Origin of the sequence: Acetobacter malorum (assembly GCF_001580615.1) — a bacterium.
GTDB classification, from domain to species: domain Bacteria; phylum Pseudomonadota; class Alphaproteobacteria; order Acetobacterales; family Acetobacteraceae; genus Acetobacter; species Acetobacter malorum.
In genome coordinates, this window is the sequence record NZ_LHZC01000034.1 from 17,094 (window position 1) to 42,291 (window position 25,198).

Sequence of the window (25,198 nt, forward strand, 5' to 3'; positions counted from 1 at the left end):
GTCTGTTGCAGCCGCATTTATGAATGTAAAAAAAGAGAAAATCAATAGGTTTCATATGCTTACGGTTATAAGGTAAGGAGCGCTTGGAAAAAATCCTGTTTATGTCTTGCTGTGGAGTGGTCCTTATGAATGGTAAGAAGAAAGCTCAAAGTGCTTCGATTGGATTGAGTTTTATCCTTTGCGCATCAGTTATCCTTGGATCTCAAGCGTCCGCTGAGGGAATATCTGCTGCCACGCCAGATGCACTGAAGAAACTGAATATTCCGGCTCAGGCGGATATTGTGGTGTCGGGAGGTGGGGGACGTGGAGAATGGGCTTTTGTGATGGGACCACTGCACGACAAGGAAAGACAGAAATTACGGCTTATGCGTCCTGCAGAAAAAGACGGGAAGGGTGTCTTATTCCAGTGTGAGCGGTCAAGCGGAACTATGGAAATGGCTTTATCTATGCCGGGTGTAGCTTATAAAGTTGGGGTTCCCCAGGACGTTGCTCTGGAAATCGGTGCTTTGATGCAGTTCGTTAAAATGGATGTTACGGAGGCCCCTCCTCCGGGGCGCCCTCCGGTATTTGTTGTGAAGGGTGATGCTGTCCCGGCAATTTTAAAAGCTATGGGTAATGTTTCGGCAAGAAGTGTCGACGGCAGGATGTCTTTTGGCATCCAGAAAAAGTTTGCAGCTTTTGAGCTTCCTAGGCCGAGGGAGATTCCGAAGACGGCTTCAGCACTTTGTTTGGCCTGGTCGGCAAGCCATGGGGCGGCGCGGGGTGGCTGAGAGCCACTGTACACCGCCTCTTTGAAGGCGTTAGGAGCGGGATGAGTTGCCCTGATTGGGCGTAATAAGGTGGGCGAGGTTCATGGCAGTGATTGCTTCCAAGGCAAAAGTTGGGGTCACTTTCTCTCCCACTTTTGTTTCGATTTCTGTTGCTGAGTCGGCTTTTTTTGCAAACATCACCAATTGGATCTCTCCACCTGCAAGAAACTGGAGTCCTACTTGTTCTTTTCCATGAATCCACAGTAGTCGAGTGTTCCCGTTTCCTATCAAGAAGATCGATGGTTCAAACAGTGTTTGGTGAAGTTCGCAGAGGTTTTGAAGGAATCGTTTGGCATGTTGAGCAGATGTTTTTGAGTAGAGTAAGCTATCGTGATCCGCGATTTTCCTTAACGATTTAAGGCGACCATCCAAAGCTGCTGCATCATGGATCTGCCGCTGCTTTTTCAATAGCCGTCTAACGGAGAAAGACGGTGTAGGTGCATTGTCTTTGGTCATTGTCGTCTGCCTTAAACAAAAAAGGCGCTCTATGGCGCCTTTTCCTTAGGTTTCGTGAACGGGATTAAGAGCTTGTCCTTGAGAGGACTTTCTCAAGGACTACCAGACAGCGATCTTCTTCGTCAAATTAGTGAGTTTGAAGACAATCACTCTTCCTCAGGCCCGCCTCCTGCTTTCAGCATTGCTTCCGCGATCAGACCAGAATGTTCTTTGATTTTTTTCTCGATTTCTGATGCCATATCAGGGTGGTCTCTGAGGAACTGCTTTGAGTTTTCACGACCTTGTCCGATGCGCTGGCTATCATAGGAGAACCAGGCTCCAGCCTTCTCAACGATACCGGCCTTTACCCCAAGGTCGATCAACTCGCCTTCTCGGCTGATGCCATGCCCGTAAAGGATGTCGAATTCGACCTGACGGAACGGGGGTGCCACTTTGTTTTTGACGACTTTCACACGAGTAGTATTCCCGACGACTTCATCTTTATCCTTGATGGACCCGATGCGACGGATATCCATGCGGATTGACGCATAGAACTTCAGGGCATTGCCACCGGTGGTGGTTTCCGGATTCCCGAACATTACCCCGATTTTCAGGCGGATCTGGTTCAGGAAAATGAACTTTGTTTTGGTTCGCGACACTGTGCCGGTCAACTTCCGCAAAGCCTGGCTCATGAGGCGCGCATGGAGGCCCACATGACTGTCGCCCATGTCTCCATCAAGCTCAGCGCGAGGCACCAGTGCGGCCACGCTATCAATCACCAACACGTCGATTGCGCCGGATCGTGCAAGAGTGTCGGCAATTTCAAGCGCTTGTTCACCAGAATCAGGTTGGCTGATTAAAAGATTGTCGATATCAACCCCAAGCTTTTTAGCGTAGCCAGGGTCTAGAGCGTGCTCAGCATCAATGAATGCGCAGGTGCCTCCGCGTTTTTGTGCTTCCGCGATAGCGTGGAGGGCTAGTGTGGTTTTGCCGGAACTCTCGGGGCCATAAATCTCGATAATACGACCTTCGGGGATGCCGCCAATTCCCAAAGCGATATCCAGGCCAATAGAGCCTGTAGGGGTAGCTTTAAAAGAAAGTCCTTCAGCCGTGCCAGCGCCCAGACGCATAACACTGCCTTTGCCAAAAGAGCGTTCGATATGAGCCATTGCCTGCTGGAGCGCGTCTTGGCGGGAGTCATGTTTGGGGGTCGTGCTCATGAAACTAACCTTGTTTGTCTCTTGTTTCGATAGCATATTTTCGCAGCGCACGCTGTTATTTGCAAGGACAAAACAGGAAAAAGCGAGACTATTTCATGTAAAAAATTACACCTTGATTTTGATGTTTTGGCTTGATTTCTTTATCGTCATGTCGGTTGGTGAATTAATAAAGAAGTGGCACTCATGAAAAGAAGGTTATTGCTTACATCATTGGCTGCAGGTCTTGGCTCCTTCCCATCATGTAGGGCTTTCTCATCCCCCAGCCTATCAATGCCTGATGACTCACGGTTTACGGTCAAACATCTGGCATCAAAGGGGGATCATACGCCTTTCTCTGATCTTGCAAGTGAGGGGGATTATGGCGCCCCGTCAGGAAGCGTTAATTTCTCACCAGACAGCGACGTGCATCTGAGCGTATGGTCTCCTGTCGGGAAGAAAGGTGGAAGGTTAGTCGTTTTTAGTCACGCTGAATTTTTGACTCCCTCTTCATACACGGAACTGCTTAAGCATTGGGCCAGCCACGGCTTCGTGGTTGTCGCGCCGATGCACAACGACGAAGAAATTGTTCAAACTGTTTCTCAGGCAGCCATAAAGTCTGATTTTAAGTGGCCTCGATATCTAGGCGCTCCGCTAGGGGCGGATGACTCATTTAGAATTCCCCTAGATGCCTGGAAGGAGCGAAGTGCAACACTCAAGCGGGTCCTTGATGTAATCCCGATTATGCAGCAGGTCTCTGGACTGGATATTTCGACCGAAAGGCCAATTATTGTCGGTCACTCTCTTGGTGCTTTTGCAGCCCAGCTTATTTTGGGCGCAACCGCCAGACTTGGCCCTGCCGACAATGAGATTTTGAGCATGAAAGATGACCGTTATTATGCGGGAATGCTTCTTACGCCTCAGGGGCATGGCGCGCTGGGCTTTGACATGGACTCATGGAGGGATCTGAGTTCTCCGTGCCTTACTGTTTCCGGGCCTGGAGACGACTCTTTGTTCAATCGGGGGCTTACTGCGGATGACAGAACGGATGCTTACGCGCTTTCTGCTCCAAACTTTAAGCATCTGGCCTGGATGCGCAAAACCACGATGTCATCCTGCACCGGAGAACATGCATGGTCAGGGGTAGGCTACCAGCACCAGTTTGAGGAGATATGCGCAGCGACGACCGGCTTCTTAAAGGCTTATGGGGATTATGACGAGAAATATCTCAATCTTATTGCCGGCGCAGATTTCGAGAATGATACCGACGGGCGTTTAGCGATGCTATACCGCTAGAGAAATCCGGGCAGCCGAAACAGAGCCGCCCGGATTGTGATCAGCGTGGCGTGTTTGCTGAATAATCGTGGGTGTATTTCCCCGCGTCAGCCAGCATTGTGGAATGAGGCTGCGCTGACATCTGCTTGCCCATATCGCTGATCCCCTGGGCCATCCCCTTGAGGAAGGCTGAGGGTTGATCCACGAAGGTCGACTTCGCCACATGAGCGATTTGCTGGCCGAGGGGGACGTGCAGCGCAGCCGCCGGTCCTTTCTGCATATTCTGCGCCACTTCTGCGGCCAGTGGGTTGGACGGCGTGATCCCGCCTGTGGCGGCAGGGGCCTGTGCTACCATAGTGTGCACGGCATGCTTCACCGCTTGTGGCGCAGAGTTCCCCAACGTCTGAGCGTGCTGAGTAATAGTCTTCGCTGGATCGTGCAGTATTTGGAGCTGCTGCATATTCAGGGCATCGGCCGACAAATCCGGGTTCATGGATGTTGCGGATTTAACGATGTGAGATGCGGTTTCAATATGCTGGTGACCGCCATGCATGACCGAGCGCAAGCCGGAATGGGCGAGATGGTGCCCGGTTCTGGCCGCCGCCTTCACGGCGTTATGTGCGTGGTGATGAATATCCCCCACAGCATGCACGGCGTGCTGACCGTGATGGGCGAGCGACTGACCAACCTCTGCTGCGTTCGGCATTGCGGTCATCATGTGCGGAGCAAACGCGCCCAGCGCCGCGCAGGCTGCTACACAGGTCCCCAACTTGATTGTCCGGCGCACTGACTGTGCGTGCAGGAACTCTGTTGCCCCTGTTTTGATGTCACGCGCTTTGGCTGAGAAGAATTTTCCGATTGAAGACATTTTACGGGTTGCTGCGCTTGCTGTGAGTTGCGCGTTAAGCACTGCAGCGGCCGCGAGGTTTTTACCCCAGCTCCGCATTCTCTGCGCCTCACGGGCGAAGGTGGTCCGTAAAGGCGGAAGTTTTGTCACGCGCTCGTTCTGAGCGTGAACGGCGTTCTGCCTGGCGACCCTACGCATCAGACCTGCAATTCTCTGACTATTCGCAGGAGACTGTGTGTTCCTGGCGTTAGCCGCTGCTGACAGGGCTTCATTTGTCGCAGTGAAGGCCTGGTGGTTCATGCTGGAAGTAGAGGCAAGCCCGGAGGTAAAGCCTTGTGTTGCGGCAACGCCAAAGCGCCCCCAGTTCGGGGATGCCTGTCCGTTGACCGTAACGGCAGAATTGACGAAGGAGGATTGGATGCCCTCCGCCATGCCCTTAATGGCAGCGCTCCTGACATAACCCAACCCTCTTTCAAAGGATTGCGCACGCTTGCCCCCAGCGGTGCCGACAGCGGCGCTGTCTAAGTTGAAAAATTTGTCGAGCGATGAGACGGGGGATACGTTCTGTTTCGACATCAGCCTGGCTGTAGCCGCCCCAACCTGAGCTTGAAGATCGCTCTCCAGTTGTTCGTGTACCGCCATAATTTGCTCGCTCATGTCACGCAGGTGGGAGTTTGATTGCGGCTGCAGCATTGTGGAGTTCCTGTTCTAGTCGGACCAGAATCCGGTCTTTTGATGCCCCTAAGTTACCTGAGAGCGATGCAAGGGACTAACCTTCCCATGCGCAGATTTGTTGTGAGTTAGGGTAGGGGCGCCATAAGTCTTCAATTCGTATTAGGCCCGACTGTTTGATCGGTCTTTCTCCTCACGTGGGAGTATTGATTGATCCCTCCGATCGCTCCTTCATCATCTGTCTCGATGATTATGACTGATCGTGCAGCGGAGAAGATTTTCTCGGCGTTGTCATCGTCGACAAAAGTGTCGCCAATTTTCTTATTGTTCTGGGAAAGAAGGAGCCGCTTACCAGATTTGTCATACTCCCAATAAATAGGAGTGTCTTTATTGTAGGGGGTGGGTGGCAAGAGGAAAAGAAGATCTCCGCCGCTTTCCCTTACAGCGATGTCCTCTATGATAGCGTGACTAGGCATGCTCTTATCCTTGTGATGTACCGATTCAAGGTTAAAAAACAGAAAAGTCGATGGGAAGGAGTATTTTCCTGTACATGCTGGAAATGAGCTGCTGTGGGATGGCTATGCCCGTGCATCCGCTCAACTTCAAATAGCCTGAAACGCTGATTTTTGGTGGTATCCTTCTAAGGGATGTGCAATCTGTAAGATCAAGGTCTCCGTCGATATGCAAAATATCGGGCAAACATTCCAAAGACTCACATCCCCGCATTGTGAGGCTTTTCCCGACAGTTATTTTCGATGGCAGGTGTGTAAGTGACCGACAATCTGACAAATTAATGGAGCATCCAACAGCAATCTCATCTGGAAGCTTCTGAAGGGAAATGCAGCCGGTCATCTCCAGATTACCCGAGACTTTTCGGACGCCGGAAATGTCTCTCAGCGCTTCACATCCGGTAACGTCAAGGCTGCCATCAACGCAAAGGGGGTAGGGTAATGACTGTAGAGTGTCACAACCGCGCAGTATGATGTCGCGTCGGACAATCATCCCCTTTGGAGTGGCGGTCAAAGACGATCCAGACGCATCGATCCAGCCCCCGACATATAGGTCTGAGGGTAGGGAGGTGAGGTTTTCGCATCCGCACAAGTCCAGAGAGAGTGGGGTCGCGAAATGGTCTGGCAGATGCGTCAGCCCACTGTGACCACTGAAATCTACAATGCCTGCCTTTGTTGCTTTTCGTATAGCTGAAGGGAGGTCTTTTATAGGCCTCGGCGTATCCTGGAAAATGTTCATCAGAGCCATGGCCGCGCCTTCTTGATGTTCCCGTTCGTAGCCAGTGTTTGGGGTGGTTTTTTGCGAAAGAGTTACAAGACCAATGCTAGTGATGATTTCACTGAAATCTAAGAAGAAATCATACATTTTTTCCGTAAAGGCTTTGTTAATAAACAATCCCATAACAGAGCGGTAAGTGAGCAATCAAAAATACTTCTTCTTTATAGGCTTTTTGATCGCTTATTATTGGATATCAATTCTTATGGCTATGGTGTGTTGTTCGTAATGAAAAGCTTCCTGTCGACATTCTCAATTGGAAGGCTCAAGGCTCGCTCAGACCGCGCAGAAGCTGGCTATACACCTTTGCAGGTATCCGCTTCGCTGATTGTTATGGCAATCATGGCCGGGGTTTTGGGAAATGAGGTGAATATCCAGATTAAGAAGTCGAAAGACAGCGCTGCGGCCGACCAGCTAAACGAGGTTTATGTTGCTGCTCAAAACTGGGTTAAAGGCAATACGCAGAACCTCGCCAATCTGGTTCAAGACGCAGGAGGGGTCTATCAGATCCCTGCTGGCCGAGCTTATAGCAATGCCCAGATTCCTGAGGAGAGCTTGCAAGGTCAGGGCTTCATGCCCTCTGGTTTTGTGGATACCAACTCCTACGGGCAGCACAGCGTAATGACCGTATGGGCTGATGAGAACAATCCTTCTGGGTATAATATGATGGTCTACACAACTGGGGGGGCCACAATCAAAGATGCCGATATCGGACGGATTGGCCAAAAATTGAATGCAGCCGGAGGCGGCTATTATTCGAGAGCCTCCTCCGGCCGGCCCGCAGGGGCTATCAGCGGTGTAGGTGGGGGGTGGTCGTATCCTGCAAACGAATTGGCTGGCGATTATGCGACCCCAACTCCAGGGCATGTGGCAGCATCTGGTCAGTTTACGATATCGGGAGGTCTGGCTGATTTCCTTTATCGGAATGATATCGGCATACATGAGGCAAATACGATGCACACCGATATCGATATGACTCAGAAAAATCTTAATGCCGTAGGGAGGATTGATAACGTCAACCCCACAACCGGCGTGAGTAATGGTTCCTTAGGGATCGGTTCATCAATAGTGGGGAGCTACGCCTCCGACCCATCTGACCATACCGTTTTCGTCGATAGCGACATGAATATATGTCATGACAATTCCGTTTCCGCGTCGAACTGTGGTCTTTCAATAGCAAGTACAGGGGGTTTCTATCATAATGGGAGCTGGATTAGCTACTATGGAGGGATCAGTGGCGGTGGACTCCACATCGAAGGGCCCGGAAACAATTTCCAAGTGGATGGAGGTTCTAATCTTGTTGGTCAGATCACGGCCGAGACGGGGTTGGATCTAATTTCGGGTGGGCCGATAACTTGGTCTCAGGCCGCGCCAGGTTTGTCAGTTGCCGGTGACGCCTCTCCTTACGGCAGGGGATACCAGCTCCACATTATGGGTAGGCCTCTAGCAGTTGACGCTATGGCTTACTTTGATGGGAATGTCACAACTCGCTACCTCTTTGATACTGACAACTCCGGCTATTATCTTCATCCTTCAGGTGTTTCCCAGCTTAATGTCGGCAGGTTCTACGGTAATGTTGCGACGAATGGCAGGGACCCGGTCTACTCTTGGCCGTCTGGATTTGTCGGGGCGGGGGTGACTACGGGCGATATCTACGCAGATGGCAGCCTAGGCATGGGAACTGGCAATTCTATTAATGCGTATATGACGCACCAAGGTGTTGTTGGCGCGGCGCAATATGTCCAGTCCCAGGTGTTTCGGCCGGCGTACGTAGCTACGGAGGGGGCTTCGTGTTCATCCATTTCTGCATTAGACACAGGTTCAAATTGGGGTGGTGGCCAGACAGACGCAGCCTCCTTCGATATTAAAGATGGAGATATTGCAAAGGATGCACAGGGTAGGATGCTTAACTGTGTGAAGGGGCAGTGGCGTTATCCGGGCGGGATGCAGTTCGGCCACAAATATTCATCTGGGTGCATCAATTCTGGTGGCGGCTTACCTTCCGGTTACTCCGTGGTTCATCACAATGGGTCAAATGGCGTAGAGGCTATCCATTCAGTGAATACAGATACCGACGTTCATTTCGTAAACGTATGGTTTTCTGCGGGATATCACGGTGTAACAGGGGCATATGCCACGGTTAATGACCAACAGGTGGCCTTTGTTACGAGCACTATTAATGAAGGGCGTGTAGGGCAGAGCGTTTCCTTTGTTGTCCCGCCGGATGGTGTTTGGGAAGCGGGTTTTGGTACGCACCAAGATGATGCGTGTTTTGTTGAGTATTACTGACGGGCAAGATCTTTATATGGCCGCATTGGATTTGTCTCTGCGGCCAAACACATTGATATGTCAGGACTTTTCCGAATCAGATCGTAATTAAGGCTGGGAAGATCCAGGTTGGCAGGCGCAAGATCTGCTCATTCGAATGAAGCGGAGTCCTGCTTTTCGTGTTCTCACTGAGAACTCGACTTTTCGTTTTTTAAGATAAAACCCGAAAAATGTGTTGCCAGTATCGATTTCTAAGGATATTTTGACGTTGAAAGCCAAAAAACGGGCTTATAGACATGAAAAAATTGAACGACAGGTGAAATAGAAGCCATGAACGCAAAGCGCACCAAAAAAAAACCTGTCCACGAACTTCAGGTTCCTGAGCATCGGGCTCCGATTGTTGTTCTCGTCTCATCCGGTAAAGGTGGGTCTGGAAAGACCACTCTGGCTCGGAACCTTTTATCCTGTGCGAGAGCGGCAGGCTTGGAGGTGGTCGGTCTGGATCTTGATGAGCAGCTTTCACTCCGGACGTGGTCTGATATTCGTGACCAGACACTGTTAAAGCTCAGTCCAGAGGCCCAGACAAAGCTCCGCGATATTCCGGTCGAGGCTGTCGACTATGGTCGGGGAGTGGCTGCCCTAGAGAGGTTGCGAGAGCTGGATGTCGATATAATTGTCGTAGACACTCCCTCAGGATACCAGGTCGGGGATGCGAAAGGGATACTGCCCACACTTATTGGTCGATCCGATATCATACTTGTGCCATGCAAGCAGTCTGCAACGGATACCCGTGCAGTCGTTTCGTGGTATAAAGAATTGCTACATGAAAGCCCAAAGGCCTCGATGGTGCTTATGGGGGTGCGGCGGAAATCGCGTTCATGCGATATGGCCAACAATATGCTGGCCGAGACTGGCGATGTCTGCCCAGTGATTATTCGTGACCTTGAGATTTACAGAACAACCGATCAGATAGGTCTTGGGGTTAATGAATCTGATTCAAGCTCCGCGCGAGAAAGAGATCCTGATTTTGAATCTCTGTGGCGTTGGGTTTATCGCAAAGGTCAAGTAATGTCACGCAAGCGGGAGAGTGTGTGATGGGTGGAGTTAATTTTGACAAACTCCGCAGAAAGACTTCGCCTGATCACGGACGCTTGCTTACGACCCAGACGTCCTCTGTATCAGGCACTGCTCGGCAAGCCAACCGATTAACCCCTTCTGTGGATATGGATCCTCTCACTCCAGAGGACGGAATTGAAACGGCACGAGTGTTATACCGAGCTGCGACGAATAACATTCTGGCGATTGGCGAGTTATGCCTCAATATGAAAGAGCGTTTTCCAGACTTCAAGCATCAGATTGTGCCGAGAATGGAGGAATTTTTCTCATATGCCCGCCTTTACGATGTTATGGCTCTTGCAAAGGCTGTGAGGCTCGGGAAGCTGCGCGATCATGAGGTCCCCACATCAATTCGGTCTGGGACGCTCCTTGTTCGGCTAGAGGATAATACTATCCGGAAATTGCGTGATTCCGGTTATGACTTCGCCAATTCAAAACCGCGAAAACTAAAGGAGGCACTCGACAATCTTGGTATCGAGGATGAAAGCTTCAAGTCACCTAAAGAACAAGGTGGTGTGGAAATTCTGCCCCCGAAAGCGAAGAGAGATCCCTTTGCCGAGCTGGCTTCTGTTCTGATCAAAGTGTCGAAATCTGGAGGGATGGAGGCCATGTCCAAGCGTGAAGTCGATCAGCTCCACGAGACCGTACAGAAGAATCCCGCTCTCAAGAGTTTTCTTGCTGAACTGATCTCCAAATAACCAAACCGTGGGCATAGTTTACCCTGTGCCCACATTACACATAAAGCCTAGATTGCAATATGTCAGAAGATGCAGTTCCAGAGCGGCCCCCTCGCGTGCCAAAGCATCTGTGGGACATGATTTTCCCACCTGACCGAAGCGCTATCCTGAAAATTGCTGCAAGATATTTTGTTCAGGGGTTTGATCAGGAAGAAAGCTTTGAGAAGGCGCTGATTGATGCCGACAATTTAGCATTTATGTCTGGCCGAACTCTAAAGGCTTATTCTGTCCTTGGTCCGCTAATGGGGTGTAACACGAAATGTCTTCCATTTCCCCATGTCCGGGCCGCCTGCGAAGCGGTTGGAAATACTGCTCAGGCCTTTTGGTCTGATATCGTAAAGTCGGATAGACCTGAGAGGCTCTCTTTCCAAAGACGGCTTTGGTGGAGGCCAGAAGGCGCATGCCTTATTTGCGGGTATGCCGTGTCATTAAGCGACAGGGCGAAGGGGCTGAAGTTCTCCAGGATTGATGGTGAGCAAGATTTTATCCATGAAAGCTGCGCAGAAAGCCTTAAAATCGTTGGTAAAGTTTTTGGAAGCCTTGTCTACGAAGAAAGCCTTGTAATACAAGGTCAGTATGAGGCAAGGCATGATGCTGCTAGATCTAACCTTGCCTGCATTGCAAGCGAGGATGAAGAAGATGACGGATATTGGTCGAACGACGCTGATATGTGAGGTTGTTAAAGGCTTTCCTTGGGCGGGTGTCAGGGATTGTATCGGAGGAGGGTGCCCTTCATTAGCTGGTGGTGCCTCTGTCGGAGAAAGCATCGCATCAGGCATTGATGTTAGTGGTTCGGTTAAGTCATCTAGCGGGCTGATGGTTTTCTTTGGTCAATTTCAGGGCAATGACTACTTTCCTGGAGAGACTGTTTCTTTGTCCAGATGACGTATCCAATCACCTGCACTGACGGTTTTTAGTCGCTTAGAGGCGACTTTAAAGCTGCCGACGTTGTTCCAGGCAGTCTCGTTGCCGATGATGTAAAAACATCTCTGCGCACGCGAGGCCGCGACGTTCAGTATATTAGGCGTATTCCCTGCCCAAGACCTGGCGGCCTTTCTTGCCCCTGTGCCAGCCCCCAGCATCAGGAATACACCCTCTGCTTGTTTCCCTTGGAATGTGTGAATAGTGCCGACATTTGACGTCAACCACTTGGTCAGGCTTCTCCTGTCTATGCCCTTAAATCCTCCTCGGGAGGGGTAGCAGCGGATCATCTGCTTAAGCCGCCTTATGGGTTGCCTGTAAGGGCATATGACATAGACATCGGGGAGGTCCCCCATTTTTTCCGCGATACATGAGAGTGCTCGCGTGATGACGCGGCCCTCCGTTTCCACCCATTTGTCATGTGTAGGTCCTTTAACATCCACCCATACACTGTCACCCAGGTAGTCTCTAACAATGGATGGTGCAGGCTCTGTGGCGTGGATCATACTCCCTCCGTAAGCGATCTCATTCGAGATGCCAAACATGATACTGTCGCAGCGGCGGTGAACCAGTAACGGGAAGCCAGTGCGGCGGATCTCATCTGGGGAGTCTGTCTTGAACCGCCCCTGGGCTTCGTTGGCTCTGTCAGCAAGTGTCTGTGCTGAGATCCTGGGCGGTGCCCATCGCTCAGGCGGGGAGCCGTTCTCTTTGAATATTAGCGAGGTACTTGTCGGTGGGATCGGCACAACAGGCTCAATCTGCTGCTGGTCGCCGATTACGACAACCCTTTTTGATCTAGCTATTGAACCTACGGCAGCCTGAGGGGTTGCTTGTCCACCTTCGTCGAGTAGTAACCATCCTAGTGAGCCGGGATTTAAAACTCCGAACATCCGACCAAACGATGCGAAGGTAGTTGAAACCACCGGAACAGTTAAAAAGAAAAGCCCCCAGTCCTGTGGTTTTGCTTCGTTCATGGCGACTGCGTTAATCGCTCGCCTGACATGTTTCGCAGAGGCTACGATGAAAGCATGGTGCAGGTTCACGGCGGCAATAAACAGGTCTTCTCTTGCCTGCTTGAAGTCGCCGCTGTTCCATGGGCTGCTGGTGTGAAACTCGGCGTCAGGGAGGGACCAGAAGCCCTCTTGGACGGCCGGGTCATCTAGGCCGGATTCTGGTGCCGATTTCGCGCTTGCCTGTTTTTTGAGTGCTCTGAGAGCGCGCTGATTGACGCCAATTTGGTCACTAATCTTTTTTTGGTTTTCTGCAGCACTCTCAAGGCGCAACCGCGCCATTGCAACCGCATTCTGTACTTGGTCAATATGGCCGATCTGCATGAGAATGCGATGGTCCTTCGCGGGGGAAGGTGACAGGTCGGATAGGGAGTTTAGCTTGGACGTTTCTGTGGCGAGCTGAGTGAGCTGGGCTGCAAGATCTTGCTCGATGTGCCTACGCGCGCGATCGGCGGATTCTAAATCCGATTTGAGCTCCGATGTGCTCTCTGCAAGTGAGGGGATGTCTGTCTCACCCTTGATAGTCGCCTCTCTGACGTCACAGATCGCTGATAGGGTCTCACGAATCTGCAGGCACCGGTCAAACTTTTGTTGGAATTCGTCTCGCGCCTTATCCCAGCGCGCTAGTGCTTCTGGCCCCCCAGGAGGTGGATATCTTTCAGCGAGGGCTGCACTTTTATCTGCCGCGATGTTATAGGCTGCGGCCTGTCCAAGCCAGCCCGACAGACCCCAATTTTGGTCCCACCAGAACTTTTCAAAAAAATTCTTCCTGTTTCTGAAATTGCCTAATTTAGCGGAAATGACCCCCCAGGCCCTCTCTTCCTCAGGAGTGTCTTGTTTCAGGCCCAGTATATGCGAGGCCAAGTCGCCGAAATGGTCCAGCCTTCGATCTTTCCAAATGCTTGGGTCTAGGGCTTTTGAGCGCAACGGCAGGTCCATGCTGATATTATCTACCGCGGCATTATTGCTGCTTGCCACGATTATTGCGTAATCCAATAGATCGATATTGCCTGGTCCGAAGCTTGGATTTTTGATGCCTACCAACTTCTCTGCGCGGCGCACCATTACGTGAGCTATAATGTCTCGCAGGAGTGTGGTCTTACCAGTCCCTGGCGGCCCGTTAACAGACTCCATCCCTTCACATGATAGGTTGAAGCAGATGTTGTTCACTGCGGCTTGCTGAAGCAGGTTCAGCGGTTTGAGGCCAGGTCCCGGCCAGGATGCAAGTGTGAACATCCCAGGATATAAAAGCTTGCTGAGGCCATTTCTGTCGCGCAGGGCATTCCATTGATGCCTAGGGGCCTTAATCCCCATGTATTCCTGGAGTGCTGTAGGTGCCGTCTTTAGGTTTGCCTCCACCTTTTGCAGATCTCCAAGATACAGAGAGGAGAGAATGTCTGCCGAAGGTTGACGCACCCTGTATTCAACAATTGCGCATTGAACTCCCATCCATAGGGATGGGGGCAACTTCAGTTCATCTGCCAGTATAGCGCTGGCCGTGCAAAGATCTTCCCAGGTTAGAGGGATTGGAACGCCACAGTCATCGGTTTTAGCAAGGATGTTTGATATCTTGAGTAGGATATCGCCTTGAGCTGTGCGCCACCGACGTAGAGAGGATGCATCTCGCGTCTCAACCATATGCCCCACTCCCCACGCGAAACTCGCGAGAGATAGGGTGTCAGTCACCATGTGACCGCTTTCGTTCAACACGACTGTTGCCGCGATGATTTGCCCTGCGCGGGGTTGTCTCAGAAGATCTTCGTTTTCACTATTGTCACCGAAGGATTCATTCAGAGCCTGAAGTGATGGTGCGGCCTTCATGGCTCCGAGAACGATGTGGTACCACGCCTTCTTGCGAGGAGGTTGACCCTTTTGGTCCACGTAGTCTTCATCTGAGCGGTTTCGGAACAGATCCGGCGTTCTTCCCCTTGCCTCAGGGTCAGAAACGGGGGGTACGAAAGAGGCCCAAGGGGTAACATCTTCGGGTGTCGGCGTGCGAAAATTGTCTCCCTGACTGTCGGATAATGGGCATATTTTTCCACCGTAAGTGGCGGCGAGATCCGCCCATTGGCCATCTGGATGGATTTCTGGCGTAAGGATTTCCAGAGAAATCCATGAACGAATGGCTTTCTGAGCCTCAGATACCCTCTCCGGGAAGGCTCCTGAAGATATTGACTGTCCCGGCGCGCTGATGGCTTTATCCGGATTTCTTATCGTTTCTTGTGCCGGCAATACGAAACAGCTTTCTCTGATCTGCCTTACCTAATGTGGTAGGGGTTAACCTTCAGAATGACAGGACGGCTTACTTCGCAAGGCGCGATGATCATGCACAAGTGCAAGGCTCCGGAAATCTAACCTTGTGATGTAAGATGCGTTGACATTACATTGGAAATTCGGACGAGCAAAGCCCAAACAGGGAAGAGATCAATGAAATCAAGGAGATTTTTGGCAGCGGTTGCCTGCGGCGCACTGCTTGTTAGCGTGATACCGCGTTCGGCCGTGGCACAAAGTTACGGCGGCAGCGAATATGTTGATGGCCCGCCGGCTCCCCCGCCGCCCCCAGTGGGTGAATTGACAAAGCCTCCTCCACCGGAAGCCCCTCCGCCGTCCCCAGGGGAAGCGTGGCAAGAAGATGGGTATCGTGATGGTCATAACGGTGCACCATGGGGCGCTCCGGCTTGGGGGGTGCGCCCAGACTATTATTCCTCCCCATATCAAAATGTCCGGCCGTGGGATGCCTGGGACACCGGATATTTTGTGCCTTGGACGGGAATGGCTGTAAGGGGGTTAGGCTATCAGCAGCCAGATGCGGGTCAGAGTTCGACCTGCGTTGATCAGGATTGTATGGGCCGATAGATAGAGTGCATTACCGGGCGCGATAAAAGCGCCCGGTAGCATGTTTGTGTTAGTGCAGAACGGCTTCTGGTCCATCTGGAAGAGAGAAGTCAGCCATCATCGTAAGAAGTTTGGCGAAGACTTCGGTATAGGCCCGCTCCAGCTCCCGAATATCACACCCCGCTTTAATCCAGCTTTTGTAAACATCCAAGATCGCACTGTCCGGCAGCCGCATAGTTTCCTGCAGGTTCAGGCGTGCCGCTGATTTGAGCGCGATCCCATCCAGAAGAGACCAGAAGTTGTCAGTGGTAGGTTTAGGCCTGCCCACGGTGATAATTTTAAACCGACTAAGGAGCGCCGCGTCCATAAGAGACGTAGAGTTAGCGGTGGCGATGAACGACACCATGCTTAAGTCAACTGGCATATTCAGGCACACGTCCATATACCCAGTGTCAGGGGGCTGCATCATTGAAAGAAGACTGCCCTGGACTGTCCCATTGCGGCTGTCCGACCCAGCACTTTTGTCAATTTCATCAATGATCAAAGCTGGGTTGGCGCAATGTTCGTAAGCCATAAGCTTCACGGGAATGGAAGGCGAGCGAGTTGTCCATTTCTGCCCCGTCCCAGACATCCCGCAATCGTCGGCCGTCCCTCCCACTGAAGCGGTGGTGTGAGGAATACCTAAAAGACTACAGATCTCCTCAACCATCGCCGATTTCCCGGCACCCGATGGGCCAACCAACAACATATGCGGTAATGCCGGCAGATCGTATTTGCCCCCGCTGATGGCTATCTCGCTAAGTGTGAGATGCTGTGCTACGGCGTCAGCCACGGCCCGCGCCCATGGGAACTTGCGAAGAAAACTTGCGCGAAACTCCCTGGGAGTTATTTGTGGGGTTCGGAGGGGGAGTTTTTTGCCAATAATATTCTCATACTTGAGGCAAAGCTCTTTCTCGATTGCTGTGGAAGCGCGAAAGCCCTTAATAACGACCTTGCCCGGAATGATGTCATCATTCCATAGTTCGCTTTCGATTTGGGTATCGATCGTGGAGACTGCCTCGGGTGAACATCCAAGAACGGCTGTACCAGACCATCCGTCATCCGCGTCCTCTTCGGCACTGTCCTTATGAAAAGACCATGCATGGTCAGACCATGACTTAAGGGTTTGCTCATGAATCGCCGGCCATTCTCCTGCGCTGACGCGCGTGACAAGATCGGGATACCGGTTTGGATTCCGTGCCAGGAAGGAGGTCATCCCATCCTCTGTGACGGTAGATATGTGGCTGCAAAGCGTGTGAATGGCATTATCGACGCCGAGCAGGGCAGATACGAAGAGCCAAGTGCGGACATTATTGTCCAGCCATTGCTCAGCACCACTCATGCCGCAAGACATGGTGCAATAAACTGTCCATGCCGCCTCTTTGGTCGGCATGATTGCTGAAGTTCTGCCAATTTGCTTAAGGCTTTCGCGCACAAGCGTTTCAATGTCAGCAGATGTAGGAGACCACAGCCATGAAGGCATTGACCGTAAAATTTTGGTAGTCTTATCGCGGTTGGGCAACTTAGTCTCCAATTAAATCAATTCAATTATCTCGTGTCCAACAATAGCATTTTATTTTTACAGTCGCCATTCTCTAATGCGCATCGCGCCGGATTTAGGCATCTGAAAACGGGCATTGTCTCCAGCGTCGAATTGTGGGGTGGGTTGTCTCGTGATGAATTGTGCTTCGTCATTGCTCCAGCAAGATGCGGGAATGGGAGGCTTCAGGGTTCCAGATATGGGTTCATACGACCCGGAGGGAAGTATCCAATTTCATTCCCAATGAGGTCTGCGCCTTACCCTCGGTTCCTGGAACTGACGTAGATGAAGAAGCCCACCTCCGGGTTTCCGGGGATCATATGCCAGTCTTCAGTATTCTGCGCATAATTTGCGACTGTGACGCTCCAGTCTGAGAGTATTTGCTGAGCTTCGCTGAAAGAGACCCCCATACGTTTTAGGATGGTGCTCCTTTGCTCTAAAAACTCAATCGCATTCAAGGAGAATAAATTGTTGAGTCTGATCGACACTTCATTTTCCGTCGGCCGGGGTAATTTGTTTTTTGCTAGAGGCAAAAAATCAGCGAATATTCGCCAAACAGGGATCTCCACGGCCTGTGCGATATCGCAAGTTCCGTCCAGAATCGCGTCCGTCATCATTCTATGCGCAAGGGTAAACTCGTTTGCATTAATTCCAAGCATTGCCGCCTCTTCCAGGGGGCCTGACATCTGATGAAATTGCATTATTGCTACACGATCAGACTGATTGCGGAGCCGGAGGAATCTCACTTCATTTTTCTGGGTCTCCCTCGCCTGGATCGCCGCCTTCTGTATGATGCTGGTTCTCATATTATCGAGGACAGCGCCGAATTGCTCGGTTGCGTGGTCAAGCCATATAGGTGCGCAATCAACGGGGATGGTGTCCCAGCACCGGATTTCGTCTGGATCGCACTTAAGCCATCCAGGCGTTATCCTCTCAATGCCGTTGCGTGAAATTCTGCCGGAGTAGAGGATGATCGCTTCTATCAGATACCGCGATTGTTCGAGCAGGGACTTTGATAGCCATAGGCTGGCCATCAGGCTTGTTCTGGCATCATCGCTATCTCGCATGCGTTCGGCACAGGCGTTTTCCTGGTCCCAGCGTGTCATGATGAAATACGATAGGTGATCATGGCGCACTTCCTTGCGAGCCATAGAAATGGACTTGCGGAGGAGGCCTCTGGGGTTGTTTAGTTTTTCTGTGGCCCAATTCTGGAAGGCAATATCAGAAGGGATGCCGCCCAGATCAATATGACCTTCACTGTGATAAATAACCTCCGACTGCCATTTCTTCCTCAGCCACTCAGCATTAACTTCTTTAGGGATGCCTGGGGCCATACTCATGTGAGAGACGAGTGCCATCACTGGCGTTGTAATGTGGAGATCCTTGAGGGCCTGCCGAACGCGGTCAGCAGTCTTTCCTCTCTCATTGGCCAGTTTCTCAATCATCTTCGTCTTCGGCCCCGATCATATCGAGGATGTTCGATATAATGTCCGGATCTGTGTTCTTTAGTGGGTCGTCTGCCTCCCCATGCAGGCGCTCTGCATAGACATCAAGCCAAGATAGGAAGGCCATGTCAGCTTGGGCCGGCGGTGGTCTGTTTTTGAAAGATGCGCGCCACTCCTGAAGGGGAGGGGCAATGTCAGTGAGACCATAATTCTCGATGGCCTGTTTGATTGTTGCTTCTGATATCCCCAGCGGGTCTTTTTCAAGATCTGTCTGATTGGACAGAAGATCGATAGTAAGCGGGTCACGCCCCGGCGTCTTTTTGCGTCGGCTGAGAAGTCCCCGCCTGGCGACATCGCCAACGGTGCTAAGAGAGGCACTGCTTTTGGGGGCTGCGCGGAAATTGAGACCGATAATCTTCCCGCCGCGTCCTCCGCGCCTCTCTGTCATTATGACGCTGAATGGAGCTGCAGCGTTCACCTCATTGATGGCCGGATCGATAACGCGAGCGCGAAGGTTGTTATATCTTGGGTAAGCTTCTCCAACGGCCATGTGCTCACGGAATTCTTCTAATGAAGGAGACCACTCAGGATGTTGCTTCCCGAACTGCAATGCCATTGTTTCATACAGCCTAGCTGCATACTCGCTTCTAAAGCCCCGTACGGTAGCCATGTCTAAGACGGCAAAAACCTTTGGGTTGGCGAGGAATTTTAGGAGCATCTTATCGAAGGCAAAAGAGATGGAACCTGTCTCGTTATGTTCCAAATCGTAAGATAGATAATGCGTGACGACAGAGTGCTTTCTACTTTTAGCATCGACGTAATCGATACTGATGCTAATGGCCGCCAGTCTATGCAGAGACTGATTTAGCCTGTCGGTAGAGGTATGGCCTAGAAACTTCAAGACGTCCATGACGGGTACCGAATGGATACCGTCATTGGGTTCGATGTTTTTTCCAATAGTCCGGCTGAGCAAGAAATTAAAAATTTTCCTGTCGATAAGTTCCAGTGATCCACGTGTTTCTTTGGCCATTATGACGTGAGCCGATTTCAGGAGCTTGCCGCCATGCGCGGTATTAGTCGACTTGGAAGGTCTTGTGTTTGTGCGCCAGGCCATGATCGTCCAGTTTTAGAAAAGGAATTCTTCAACTTGTCCTTGAGATATGCAAAATCGGTTACGATCAATCAAGGACAAAAATGAAACTTGACTACATTAAATTGTGTACAAGGATTAATAATGTAGTCAACTTTAGCGCGGTTTGTAGTCGATAGGCCTCGGTTTTATGGCGGGCTGGTATCATAGAGGGGCGTGAAAATCTAAGTCTGGTCTTGTAATAGTGTGAGAGGGCCGAAAACGAAGTTGACTACATAGATCACTCAGAAACACGAGGAAATAAGGCAAAGTTCAGCGCGAAGTGTAGGCGAAAAGGAGATCAGTCATTCTACTGAGAAAGCCAAATTCCTGAATGCCTTAACTTAGCTGACCGCATTGCGATTTTTGTCTCGGGGGTCGTGCCCAGCGCGTTGCCGCGACTTGCCTGAAAGATCGAAAGATCAGCTATTCCAGATGATCCGCCGCATGAGGCGTCAGGCATATTCAAGCCCCCTAACTCAGATTTTTCTGCTTGAATGGTGCATGTTAAGTGTCTGTGGTCAGCTACTTCCTGTAGGTCAGTGGTTGCCTCGTCGCCACAGCGCCACGCGGTGGCGCCGGATCTGCACACCTCTCCTGGTGGAGGGGATTCAATACCCGCCAGGTGTACCAGCGTCCCGCCTATTTTTAGGGTATCCCCTGAAATGACCTGAGCTTCGCCAGAGACAGGGCTTCCTGTTTTTAGTGGAGAAGGTGAGTGGGGTAGACTTTTATTGCTGGCGACGCTCTCGGCTTTTGTTGGCTTGGGTTTGCAGGGGTCTTTCTTTTCAGCATCTTCCGCGTTCCCGCCATAAGTCATATCGCGCGCTGGTGGAGGCTCATCTTTAGCCCGAGTGCAGGCCTCGCCAGGTTCGGCTCCCGTTTCTAAATTTTGGGTGTTTTCAAGAATCCTTTGCTGTTCGGCTACAGCTTTGTCCTCTGCATTTTGGGCATTTCCTGCTCCAAGCATTCCGGGCAGGGCCGGCTGTGGCTGGAACGTTCCAAATTCACCCGCGCTTCCGAGTTGCCCATTGCTCTGGAGCATCGTGGATGGAAGGGGGGTTGTCGAAAAAGGCCTTACGAACTGAGCTTGGGCTGCAGGCGAGAATAGGAGAAATGCTGTCGAAAATGCAAAGAAGGACGAGGGTCGGAAGCATTTTATCATGATCTGCCTGTCTTGATGCCGACCATGCCGGGGTGGGCTGCTCAGGTCATCGCTTTCGTCATTACAAGGAAAAGGGGGTGTGTGGGTAGCACCCCTTTTTCCTTCAAAGGCTAACGACTGAACCGAGCAGATTCCAGATTATTTTCGTAACGCCATGTCGCCGGAGAAAATGACATTCCCTGCAATCCTTAGACCGGAAGCTAAGGTCCCCACGTAAGGCGATCTGGAGCAATTCTCGCTTGCACAGGGGAGGGGGGAGATATTCAGGCCGTTATTATTGCCCGCGCAAACCGGGGAGAGTTCGGGGATAGAAAAAAATGACATTCTTGCTTGAGACCGACTGGCAAGAACAGGAAGAGTATTTTGGGGCATAATTGTCACCTAGCTAGTGGTTGCGCTGATTACAAAGACAGTTCTGGGAGGCCAGTTTTTTTTCTGTATGACTGCCACGTTTGAATTTCACTTGTGGAGGGTCGGCCAATCCCTCTGTCTTCACGCAAATTACGCCGGGCAATATTGCTGGCAGTTTGCGTGATGTGACTGGCCTCTGTGGACGTGTGTTGTACGAGTTTAAGCTTCTTATTTCTGCCCACTGTAAGCTCTTCATAGCATTGAGCTAAGAGCTGACAATCCAAAAGAGCGTTATGTCCTTCACGATCTCTCTTTTCAAGGCTGATTCCGAAACGCCGGCATAATCCATTCAGGCTATTGTCAGCGTTTCTGTATTTTTCTTGTGCTATTTTCAGTGTGTCGATGAATTCATTCTGGAACGCTTCGTGATTAAGCAGTTCCATCTCGTAGTTCATCTTGCCTTTATCGAAAAGCGCGTTGTGCGCCACGATAGGGGAGGCCCCGGCAAAGGCTAAGATGGCGGGGAGTTGAGACCCAAATGTTGGCTTATCGGCCAAAAACTCATCTGTTATGTGGTGGATCCGCGTGGCAGCTTCGGGGACCGGCCTGCCAGGGTTGAAATACATATGGAGCGTCCGGCCTGTGGGAATCTTATCCTGCAGCTCGATCATAGCTAGTTCGATAACGCGATCGTCTGCTGACAGTCCGGTTGTTTCCGTATCTGTAATAAGTTCTCGGCCACTCGGGCTCACACTTCCTACCCTATTCATAATGAGCCTCAGATGCCTGAATCATCAAGTTACTTCTTATACCCACACAACGTTTCCTGGTCACGGTAATTGTATAATTGTTTTTCATTTTTGTTATGACGGCGAGATACAAGGTAAGATGGCCAGAGGCAATAGTCATAAAATGCAGAAAAGTTATGCGTTTTTTTTATTGCTTCATTTCATCCTTCCCTGTGGCTTAAAAAGCACGCAATGATAAAAAAGTAAACTGAAGATTAAATAATCCTTTGACGGAAGGGGATGTGGGCTGGTGCGTCTTACAGAAAAGCAATTTCAGGCCATTGAGAAGAGGCTTGCGCAAAACGGTGGAAAAACTGTTTCGCGTTCGCCAAAGGCAATAAAAAAGCCGAAACGAGAAACCGGATTCCGTCCAGAAGTTGGGGTGCATGAACCAGAAACACACGATTCCATAAGGATCTTTTTCCCGATCGCCCCTCAACCGAAAGAGAGAGCGCGAACATTTGTCGCAGCATCGTCAGACAGAGAGTTGTGGGCCAGGGCAAGCTCTGGCGAGGGGGGAGGCGCGGAAAGAAGCATTAAAATGATGACACGCACGCCAGAAAAAACGCGCAATTACGAGAAGACCATCAAGGATATCACTTGGGCAGCGATGCTATCTGCCGGGTTGCGGCCGTTCTCGGGTCCCGTAATGAAATTCACAATTTTTCGTATTTCTGGCGATCCATCACTATGGCCAACACACATTCAGGATGGAGATATCGACAACCTGGAGAAAGCACTTTGCGATGGAATGAACAAAGTGGCTTATGAAGATGACAGGCTTGTTGTTGGGAATTCCCACATGAAAGTGTGCAGCCACTCTCCTGGCATAGACATGCTCATAAGGAGGGCAACCAGGGAAGATATAAGGCAACTGGAAGCGATAATTGGCGGAAGGGGTGGGATTTGAACCCACGGTGCAGTTGCCCGCACGCCAGTTTTCAAGACTGGAGCCTTAAACCACTCGGCCACCCTTCCGTCTTAATTTAATCCTTTTATAAAGGCTTATCTGAGCCGTCAACCAAGGAAAGACGGCTCAAGATTTTTTTCGTGGTTATGCGGCTTCTTTTTCGGATATTGCAGACCGGTGAAGAATATCCAGGCAGCCGGTCTCATAGAGGGCCAGCATCAGCTCTTTGAGTGTGAGCGTATTCTGACCTTCCATTTTTCTTCTGATTTCTCTTTCGAGGAAAGGACGTCGGCGAGATCTGGCTCGCTGGGCAACGTAAAAACACGGGTCACGCAGCGCATAGGAGAAAGTGGCAACCTCATCTTCCGGGGAAGGTGTCGATTTTGCCAGTTTTTCCTGCCAGATTTTGGTGTCGATTAGCTCCTGAGGAACGTTTGTTTCTTCAGGAATCATAAACCACTTCATTTTCTCCAGAACGGGGAAGCTTCGGCTTGTAAACCGGGCAATAACTACACTTCCGCTGAGGCCGGCCAAAATCGGAGAGAACCAAAGGAAAAGGCTGACGGTGCTGATAGAATGTCCTGATGCCATCGAGAGGAGTGCTTCCGTCTGGGCAGGTATCGACATGATCTCCCAGAACAACACCGTGGAGGCGATAATGCCTATCCCAGAACTCCATGAGAAATTCTTGATGCAGGCAGACCATGGCAGGGCTTCATCATCTCGTTGTTGGGTCCCCCAGGAAATGCTTCTTCTTTTGGCCCATACCCAAAGAAATTTGGTTATGAATACCATCATCAGAGGAGAGAACAGGAAGCTAAAAGCGGTTTCGATGAATATGCAAAAAGCCATTTTGGGAAGGCCTCCATATTCTCCAGCTTTCTTCTCTTTTGCTGTTTTGATTACAGCCAGAAATCTAGGCGCCAGCATAAATACAATCGATGCTATCAGCATCATGACAGCCGGGATCTCGATGCTTCCGATTTCTTTTTGGCTGAATTTACCAGCCTTCAGGAAGTTGACCATTGATCCGGCTGAAATGATCAAGAATATCCCCCAGAAGAAAGCTGAGAGATACCCCATAAACCCGGTTATAAAATTCTCACGGTGCGTCTTGTGAAGTCCATCCACAAACAAAAGCCTCGTATGCTGCAAGTTCCCCTGCATCCAACGACGTTCCCTGATGAGAAAGCTTAAAATATTGGCTGGAATTTCCTCGTATGTCCCGCCAAGATCCGGAAGGAACCACACTTCGTATCCCGCTCTGGCCATCAATGCCGCCTCCACGATGTCATGGCTCAGTGGCTTGCCTCCCCATGGTTTCGAACCGGGTAGGTCGGGGAGCAAGCAATGCTCCATGAATGGTCGTGTACGGATAAGAGCGTTATGACCAATGTAATTGGCGTGCCCCATATACATGGCTTGGAGAGCATAGGAAAAAGACGAGCCGTATAATCTCCCTGCGAATTGCTGCATTCTTCCAAACAGGCTTTTTCGCATGACCGGAGTAGGGTTGGTCTGCAGTATCCCTAGACGATGGTTTCCCTCCATCATGCGCAGCAGTTGGTGGATTGTGTCACCATTCATGATGCTGTCAGCGTCCATAGCAAGCATGTAGTCATAATCTCTGCCCCATCTCCGGCAGAAATCCGTCATATTGCCCAGCTTGGCGTTATCGTTTGAAATGCGCCAGCGATAGTGGAACTTCATCTGGGGGCAGGCCAGCCGTGCCTGGTCGATTGCAGCCACTTCCGCGATACGATAGGCAGGGTTCCTACTGTCAGACAGTAGAAAAAACTCATAATGATGAAAGTCTTCAGGCACGTTCGTCTGAAGAGATTGTGCAACAGCTATCATCCCAGCCACAACCCGGTGCGGGTCTTCGTGGTAAACTGGGAACACGATAGCGACCTTTGAGTCAGGTCGTGGATCTGTCTCCGTGTGCTTTGGGTGCCACGGATTGCCTATTGGGCCTTTTAATGCATGCCATGTTCCGATCAGAGTTTTGGAGAACGCATTAATCATGAAGAAATTCATGATTGTCAGAAGAACGATGTATGCGACGGCAACTTCCTCTTGAGTGTGCTGTACAGATATCATTTCTGACGCGAGCGATGTCAGCAGTAGCGTGAGAGCCGCGCTTACAAGAAGGGATATTCTTCTCCTTCGTTCCACGACCTTTGGCCAAACAGGCTCTTCTCCGACAGGCTCCCCTTGCTCTTTCATATCAAAAAAGCGGCGCCGAAGTGCCGCTTTCCAAGATGTTTCCAGCACCGGAGTTCCTAAAGGAGTTCGATTGGGGGGCGGCGTTGTTTCCTGATGCTTCTGCGTATCGAGCCAGGTCGTCAGGTCTTCCCAGTTCGTGATGGACGGGGCGATTATACTCGCCTCGTCCACGGTCATGCCTGTCGCAGTGAGATAGGGTG

19 protein-coding genes and 1 tRNA gene are annotated in these 25,198 nt (G+C 50.9%); 7 read left to right on the forward strand and 13 right to left on the reverse strand.

Annotated features, from left to right (window positions below):
* Positions 1 to 125: 125 nt before the first annotated feature.
* Positions 126 to 770, forward strand: coding sequence for a hypothetical protein (locus tag AD930_RS02275; protein ID WP_061504957.1), 645 nt, complete (start codon positions 126 to 128; stop codon positions 768 to 770).
* Positions 771 to 800: 30 nt separating this feature from the next.
* Here AD930_RS02275 and AD930_RS02280 read toward each other — a convergent pair whose 3' ends face one another.
* Both AD930_RS02280 and recA read right to left on the reverse strand, forming a co-directional pair.
* The gene (locus AD930_RS02280; protein WP_061504958.1) at positions 801 to 1,265 is read right to left on the reverse strand and encodes a hypothetical protein; all 465 of its coding nucleotides are present in this window, start codon (positions 1,263 to 1,265) and stop codon (positions 801 to 803) included.
* 146 nt (positions 1,266 to 1,411) lie between these two features.
* Positions 1,412 to 2,464 carry a recombinase RecA gene (recA, locus tag AD930_RS02285; protein ID WP_061504959.1) on the reverse strand — a complete coding sequence of 351 codons (1,053 nt, stop codon included), beginning with the start codon at positions 2,462 to 2,464 and terminating at the stop codon, positions 1,412 to 1,414.
* A gap of 270 nt (positions 2,465 to 2,734) precedes the next feature.
* Here recA and AD930_RS02290 point away from each other — a divergent pair, with 270 nt between their 5' ends.
* The gene (locus AD930_RS02290; protein ID WP_167375127.1) at positions 2,735 to 3,736 is read left to right on the forward strand and encodes an alpha/beta hydrolase family protein; all 1,002 of its coding nucleotides are present in this window, start codon (positions 2,735 to 2,737) and stop codon (positions 3,734 to 3,736) included.
* 40 nt (positions 3,737 to 3,776) lie between these two features.
* Here the strand turns inward: AD930_RS02290 and AD930_RS02295 are convergent, their stop codons facing one another.
* From AD930_RS02295 to AD930_RS02305, 3 genes are all read right to left on the reverse strand, one after another.
* The gene (locus AD930_RS02295; protein ID WP_061504961.1) at positions 3,777 to 5,255 is read right to left on the reverse strand and encodes a hypothetical protein; all 1,479 of its coding nucleotides are present in this window, start codon (positions 5,253 to 5,255) and stop codon (positions 3,777 to 3,779) included.
* A 131-nt stretch (positions 5,256 to 5,386) separates the two neighbouring features.
* Positions 5,387 to 5,710: a hypothetical protein gene (locus AD930_RS02300; RefSeq protein ID WP_061504962.1), complete on the reverse strand. Its 324-nt coding sequence runs from the start codon at positions 5,708 to 5,710 to the stop codon at positions 5,387 to 5,389.
* 31 nt (positions 5,711 to 5,741) lie between these two features.
* The gene (locus AD930_RS02305; RefSeq protein WP_156476808.1) at positions 5,742 to 6,665 is read right to left on the reverse strand and encodes a hypothetical protein; all 924 of its coding nucleotides are present in this window, start codon (positions 6,663 to 6,665) and stop codon (positions 5,742 to 5,744) included.
* Positions 6,666 to 6,746: 81 nt separating this feature from the next.
* Between AD930_RS02305 and pilV the strand changes: the two genes are divergently transcribed.
* From pilV to AD930_RS02325, 4 genes are all read left to right on the forward strand, one after another.
* Positions 6,747 to 8,807, forward strand: a complete 2,061-nt coding sequence (gene pilV / locus AD930_RS02310; RefSeq protein WP_156476809.1) for a shufflon system plasmid conjugative transfer pilus tip adhesin PilV — start codon at positions 6,747 to 6,749, stop codon at positions 8,805 to 8,807.
* 309 nt (positions 8,808 to 9,116) lie between these two features.
* Positions 9,117 to 9,881 carry a ParA family protein gene (locus AD930_RS02315; protein ID WP_061504965.1) on the forward strand — a complete coding sequence of 255 codons (765 nt, stop codon included), beginning with the start codon at positions 9,117 to 9,119 and terminating at the stop codon, positions 9,879 to 9,881.
* Entirely contained in the window at positions 9,881 to 10,600 is a 720-nt protein-coding gene (locus tag AD930_RS02320) for a hypothetical protein (RefSeq protein ID WP_156476810.1), read from the forward strand. Before AD930_RS02315 ends, AD930_RS02320 begins: the two co-directional genes overlap by 1 nt.
* Before the next feature lie 59 nt (positions 10,601 to 10,659).
* The gene (locus tag AD930_RS02325; protein ID WP_156476811.1) at positions 10,660 to 11,313 is read left to right on the forward strand and encodes a hypothetical protein; all 654 of its coding nucleotides are present in this window, start codon (positions 10,660 to 10,662) and stop codon (positions 11,311 to 11,313) included.
* 174 nt (positions 11,314 to 11,487) lie between these two features.
* Here the strand turns inward: AD930_RS02325 and AD930_RS02330 are convergent, their stop codons facing one another.
* The 6 genes from AD930_RS02330 to AD930_RS02355 form a co-directional block, all read right to left on the reverse strand.
* A complete protein-coding gene (locus AD930_RS02330) occupies positions 11,488 to 14,802 on the reverse strand; it encodes a DEAD/DEAH box helicase (protein ID WP_156476812.1) in 3,315 nt (1,104 codons plus the stop codon).
* Positions 14,803 to 15,475: 673 nt separating this feature from the next.
* On the reverse strand, positions 15,476 to 16,837 hold the full coding sequence (locus AD930_RS02335) for an AAA family ATPase (protein ID WP_061504969.1): 1,362 nt from the start codon (positions 16,835 to 16,837) through the stop codon (positions 15,476 to 15,478).
* A gap of 404 nt (positions 16,838 to 17,241) precedes the next feature.
* Positions 17,242 to 18,429 (reverse strand): hypothetical protein, encoded by a 1,188-nt coding sequence (locus tag AD930_RS02340; RefSeq protein ID WP_061504970.1) that lies wholly within the window; start codon positions 18,427 to 18,429, stop codon positions 17,242 to 17,244.
* Positions 18,422 to 19,543 (reverse strand): replication initiation protein, encoded by a 1,122-nt coding sequence (locus AD930_RS02345; protein WP_061504971.1) that lies wholly within the window; start codon positions 19,541 to 19,543, stop codon positions 18,422 to 18,424. Before AD930_RS02345 ends, AD930_RS02340 begins: the two co-directional genes overlap by 8 nt.
* A 325-nt stretch (positions 19,544 to 19,868) precedes the next feature.
* Entirely contained in the window at positions 19,869 to 20,528 is a 660-nt protein-coding gene (locus AD930_RS02350; RefSeq protein ID WP_156476813.1) for a thermonuclease family protein, read from the reverse strand.
* A 596-nt stretch (positions 20,529 to 21,124) separates the two neighbouring features.
* The gene (locus AD930_RS02355; protein ID WP_167375128.1) at positions 21,125 to 21,826 is read right to left on the reverse strand and encodes an exonuclease domain-containing protein; all 702 of its coding nucleotides are present in this window, start codon (positions 21,824 to 21,826) and stop codon (positions 21,125 to 21,127) included.
* Between the two features lie 286 nt (positions 21,827 to 22,112).
* Here AD930_RS02355 and AD930_RS17290 point away from each other — a divergent pair, with 286 nt between their 5' ends.
* Positions 22,113 to 22,772, forward strand: coding sequence for a RusA family crossover junction endodeoxyribonuclease (locus AD930_RS17290; RefSeq protein WP_082781636.1), 660 nt, complete (start codon positions 22,113 to 22,115; stop codon positions 22,770 to 22,772).
* Here AD930_RS17290 and AD930_RS02360 read toward each other — a convergent pair.
* Positions 22,751 to 22,840, reverse strand: a tRNA-Ser gene (locus AD930_RS02360). The two genes, AD930_RS17290 and AD930_RS02360, sit on opposite strands and share 22 nt — an antisense overlap.
* Positions 22,841 to 22,916: 76 nt before the next feature.
* Entirely contained in the window at positions 22,917 to 25,175 is a 2,259-nt protein-coding gene (gene mdoH / locus AD930_RS02365; RefSeq protein ID WP_208598548.1) for a glucans biosynthesis glucosyltransferase MdoH, read from the reverse strand.
* Between the last annotated feature and the right edge of the window lie 23 nt (positions 25,176 to 25,198).

Coding starts and splice junctions, on each gene's coding strand:
- AD930_RS02325 (WP_156476811.1), top strand. CDS start 10,660: ATGTCAGAAGATGCAGTTCCAGAGCGGCCCCCTCGCGTGCCAAAGCAT.
- AD930_RS02350 (WP_156476813.1), bottom strand. CDS start 20,528: ATGCTTGGAGCAGGAAATGCCCAAAATGCAGAGGACAAAGCTGTAGCC.
- AD930_RS02345 (WP_061504971.1), bottom strand. CDS start 19,543: ATGGCCTGGCGCACAAACACAAGACCTTCCAAGTCGACTAATACCGCG.
- mdoH (WP_208598548.1), bottom strand. CDS start 25,175: ATGACCGTGGACGAGGCGAGTATAATCGCCCCGTCCATCACGAACTGG.
- AD930_RS02275 (WP_061504957.1), top strand. CDS start 126: ATGAATGGTAAGAAGAAAGCTCAAAGTGCTTCGATTGGATTGAGTTTT.
- AD930_RS02315 (WP_061504965.1), top strand. CDS start 9,117: ATGAACGCAAAGCGCACCAAAAAAAAACCTGTCCACGAACTTCAGGTT.
- AD930_RS02280 (WP_061504958.1), bottom strand. CDS start 1,265: ATGACCAAAGACAATGCACCTACACCGTCTTTCTCCGTTAGACGGCTA.
- recA (WP_061504959.1), bottom strand. CDS start 2,464: ATGAGCACGACCCCCAAACATGACTCCCGCCAAGACGCGCTCCAGCAG.
- AD930_RS02320 (WP_156476810.1), top strand. CDS start 9,881: ATGGGTGGAGTTAATTTTGACAAACTCCGCAGAAAGACTTCGCCTGAT.
- AD930_RS02340 (WP_061504970.1), bottom strand. CDS start 18,429: ATGATTGAGAAACTGGCCAATGAGAGAGGAAAGACTGCTGACCGCGTT.
- pilV (WP_156476809.1), top strand. CDS start 6,747: ATGAAAAGCTTCCTGTCGACATTCTCAATTGGAAGGCTCAAGGCTCGC.
- AD930_RS02335 (WP_061504969.1), bottom strand. CDS start 16,837: ATGCCGACCAAAGAGGCGGCATGGACAGTTTATTGCACCATGTCTTGC.
- AD930_RS02295 (WP_061504961.1), bottom strand. CDS start 5,255: ATGCTGCAGCCGCAATCAAACTCCCACCTGCGTGACATGAGCGAGCAA.
- AD930_RS02290 (WP_167375127.1), top strand. CDS start 2,735: ATGCCTGATGACTCACGGTTTACGGTCAAACATCTGGCATCAAAGGGG.
- AD930_RS02300 (WP_061504962.1), bottom strand. CDS start 5,710: ATGCCTAGTCACGCTATCATAGAGGACATCGCTGTAAGGGAAAGCGGC.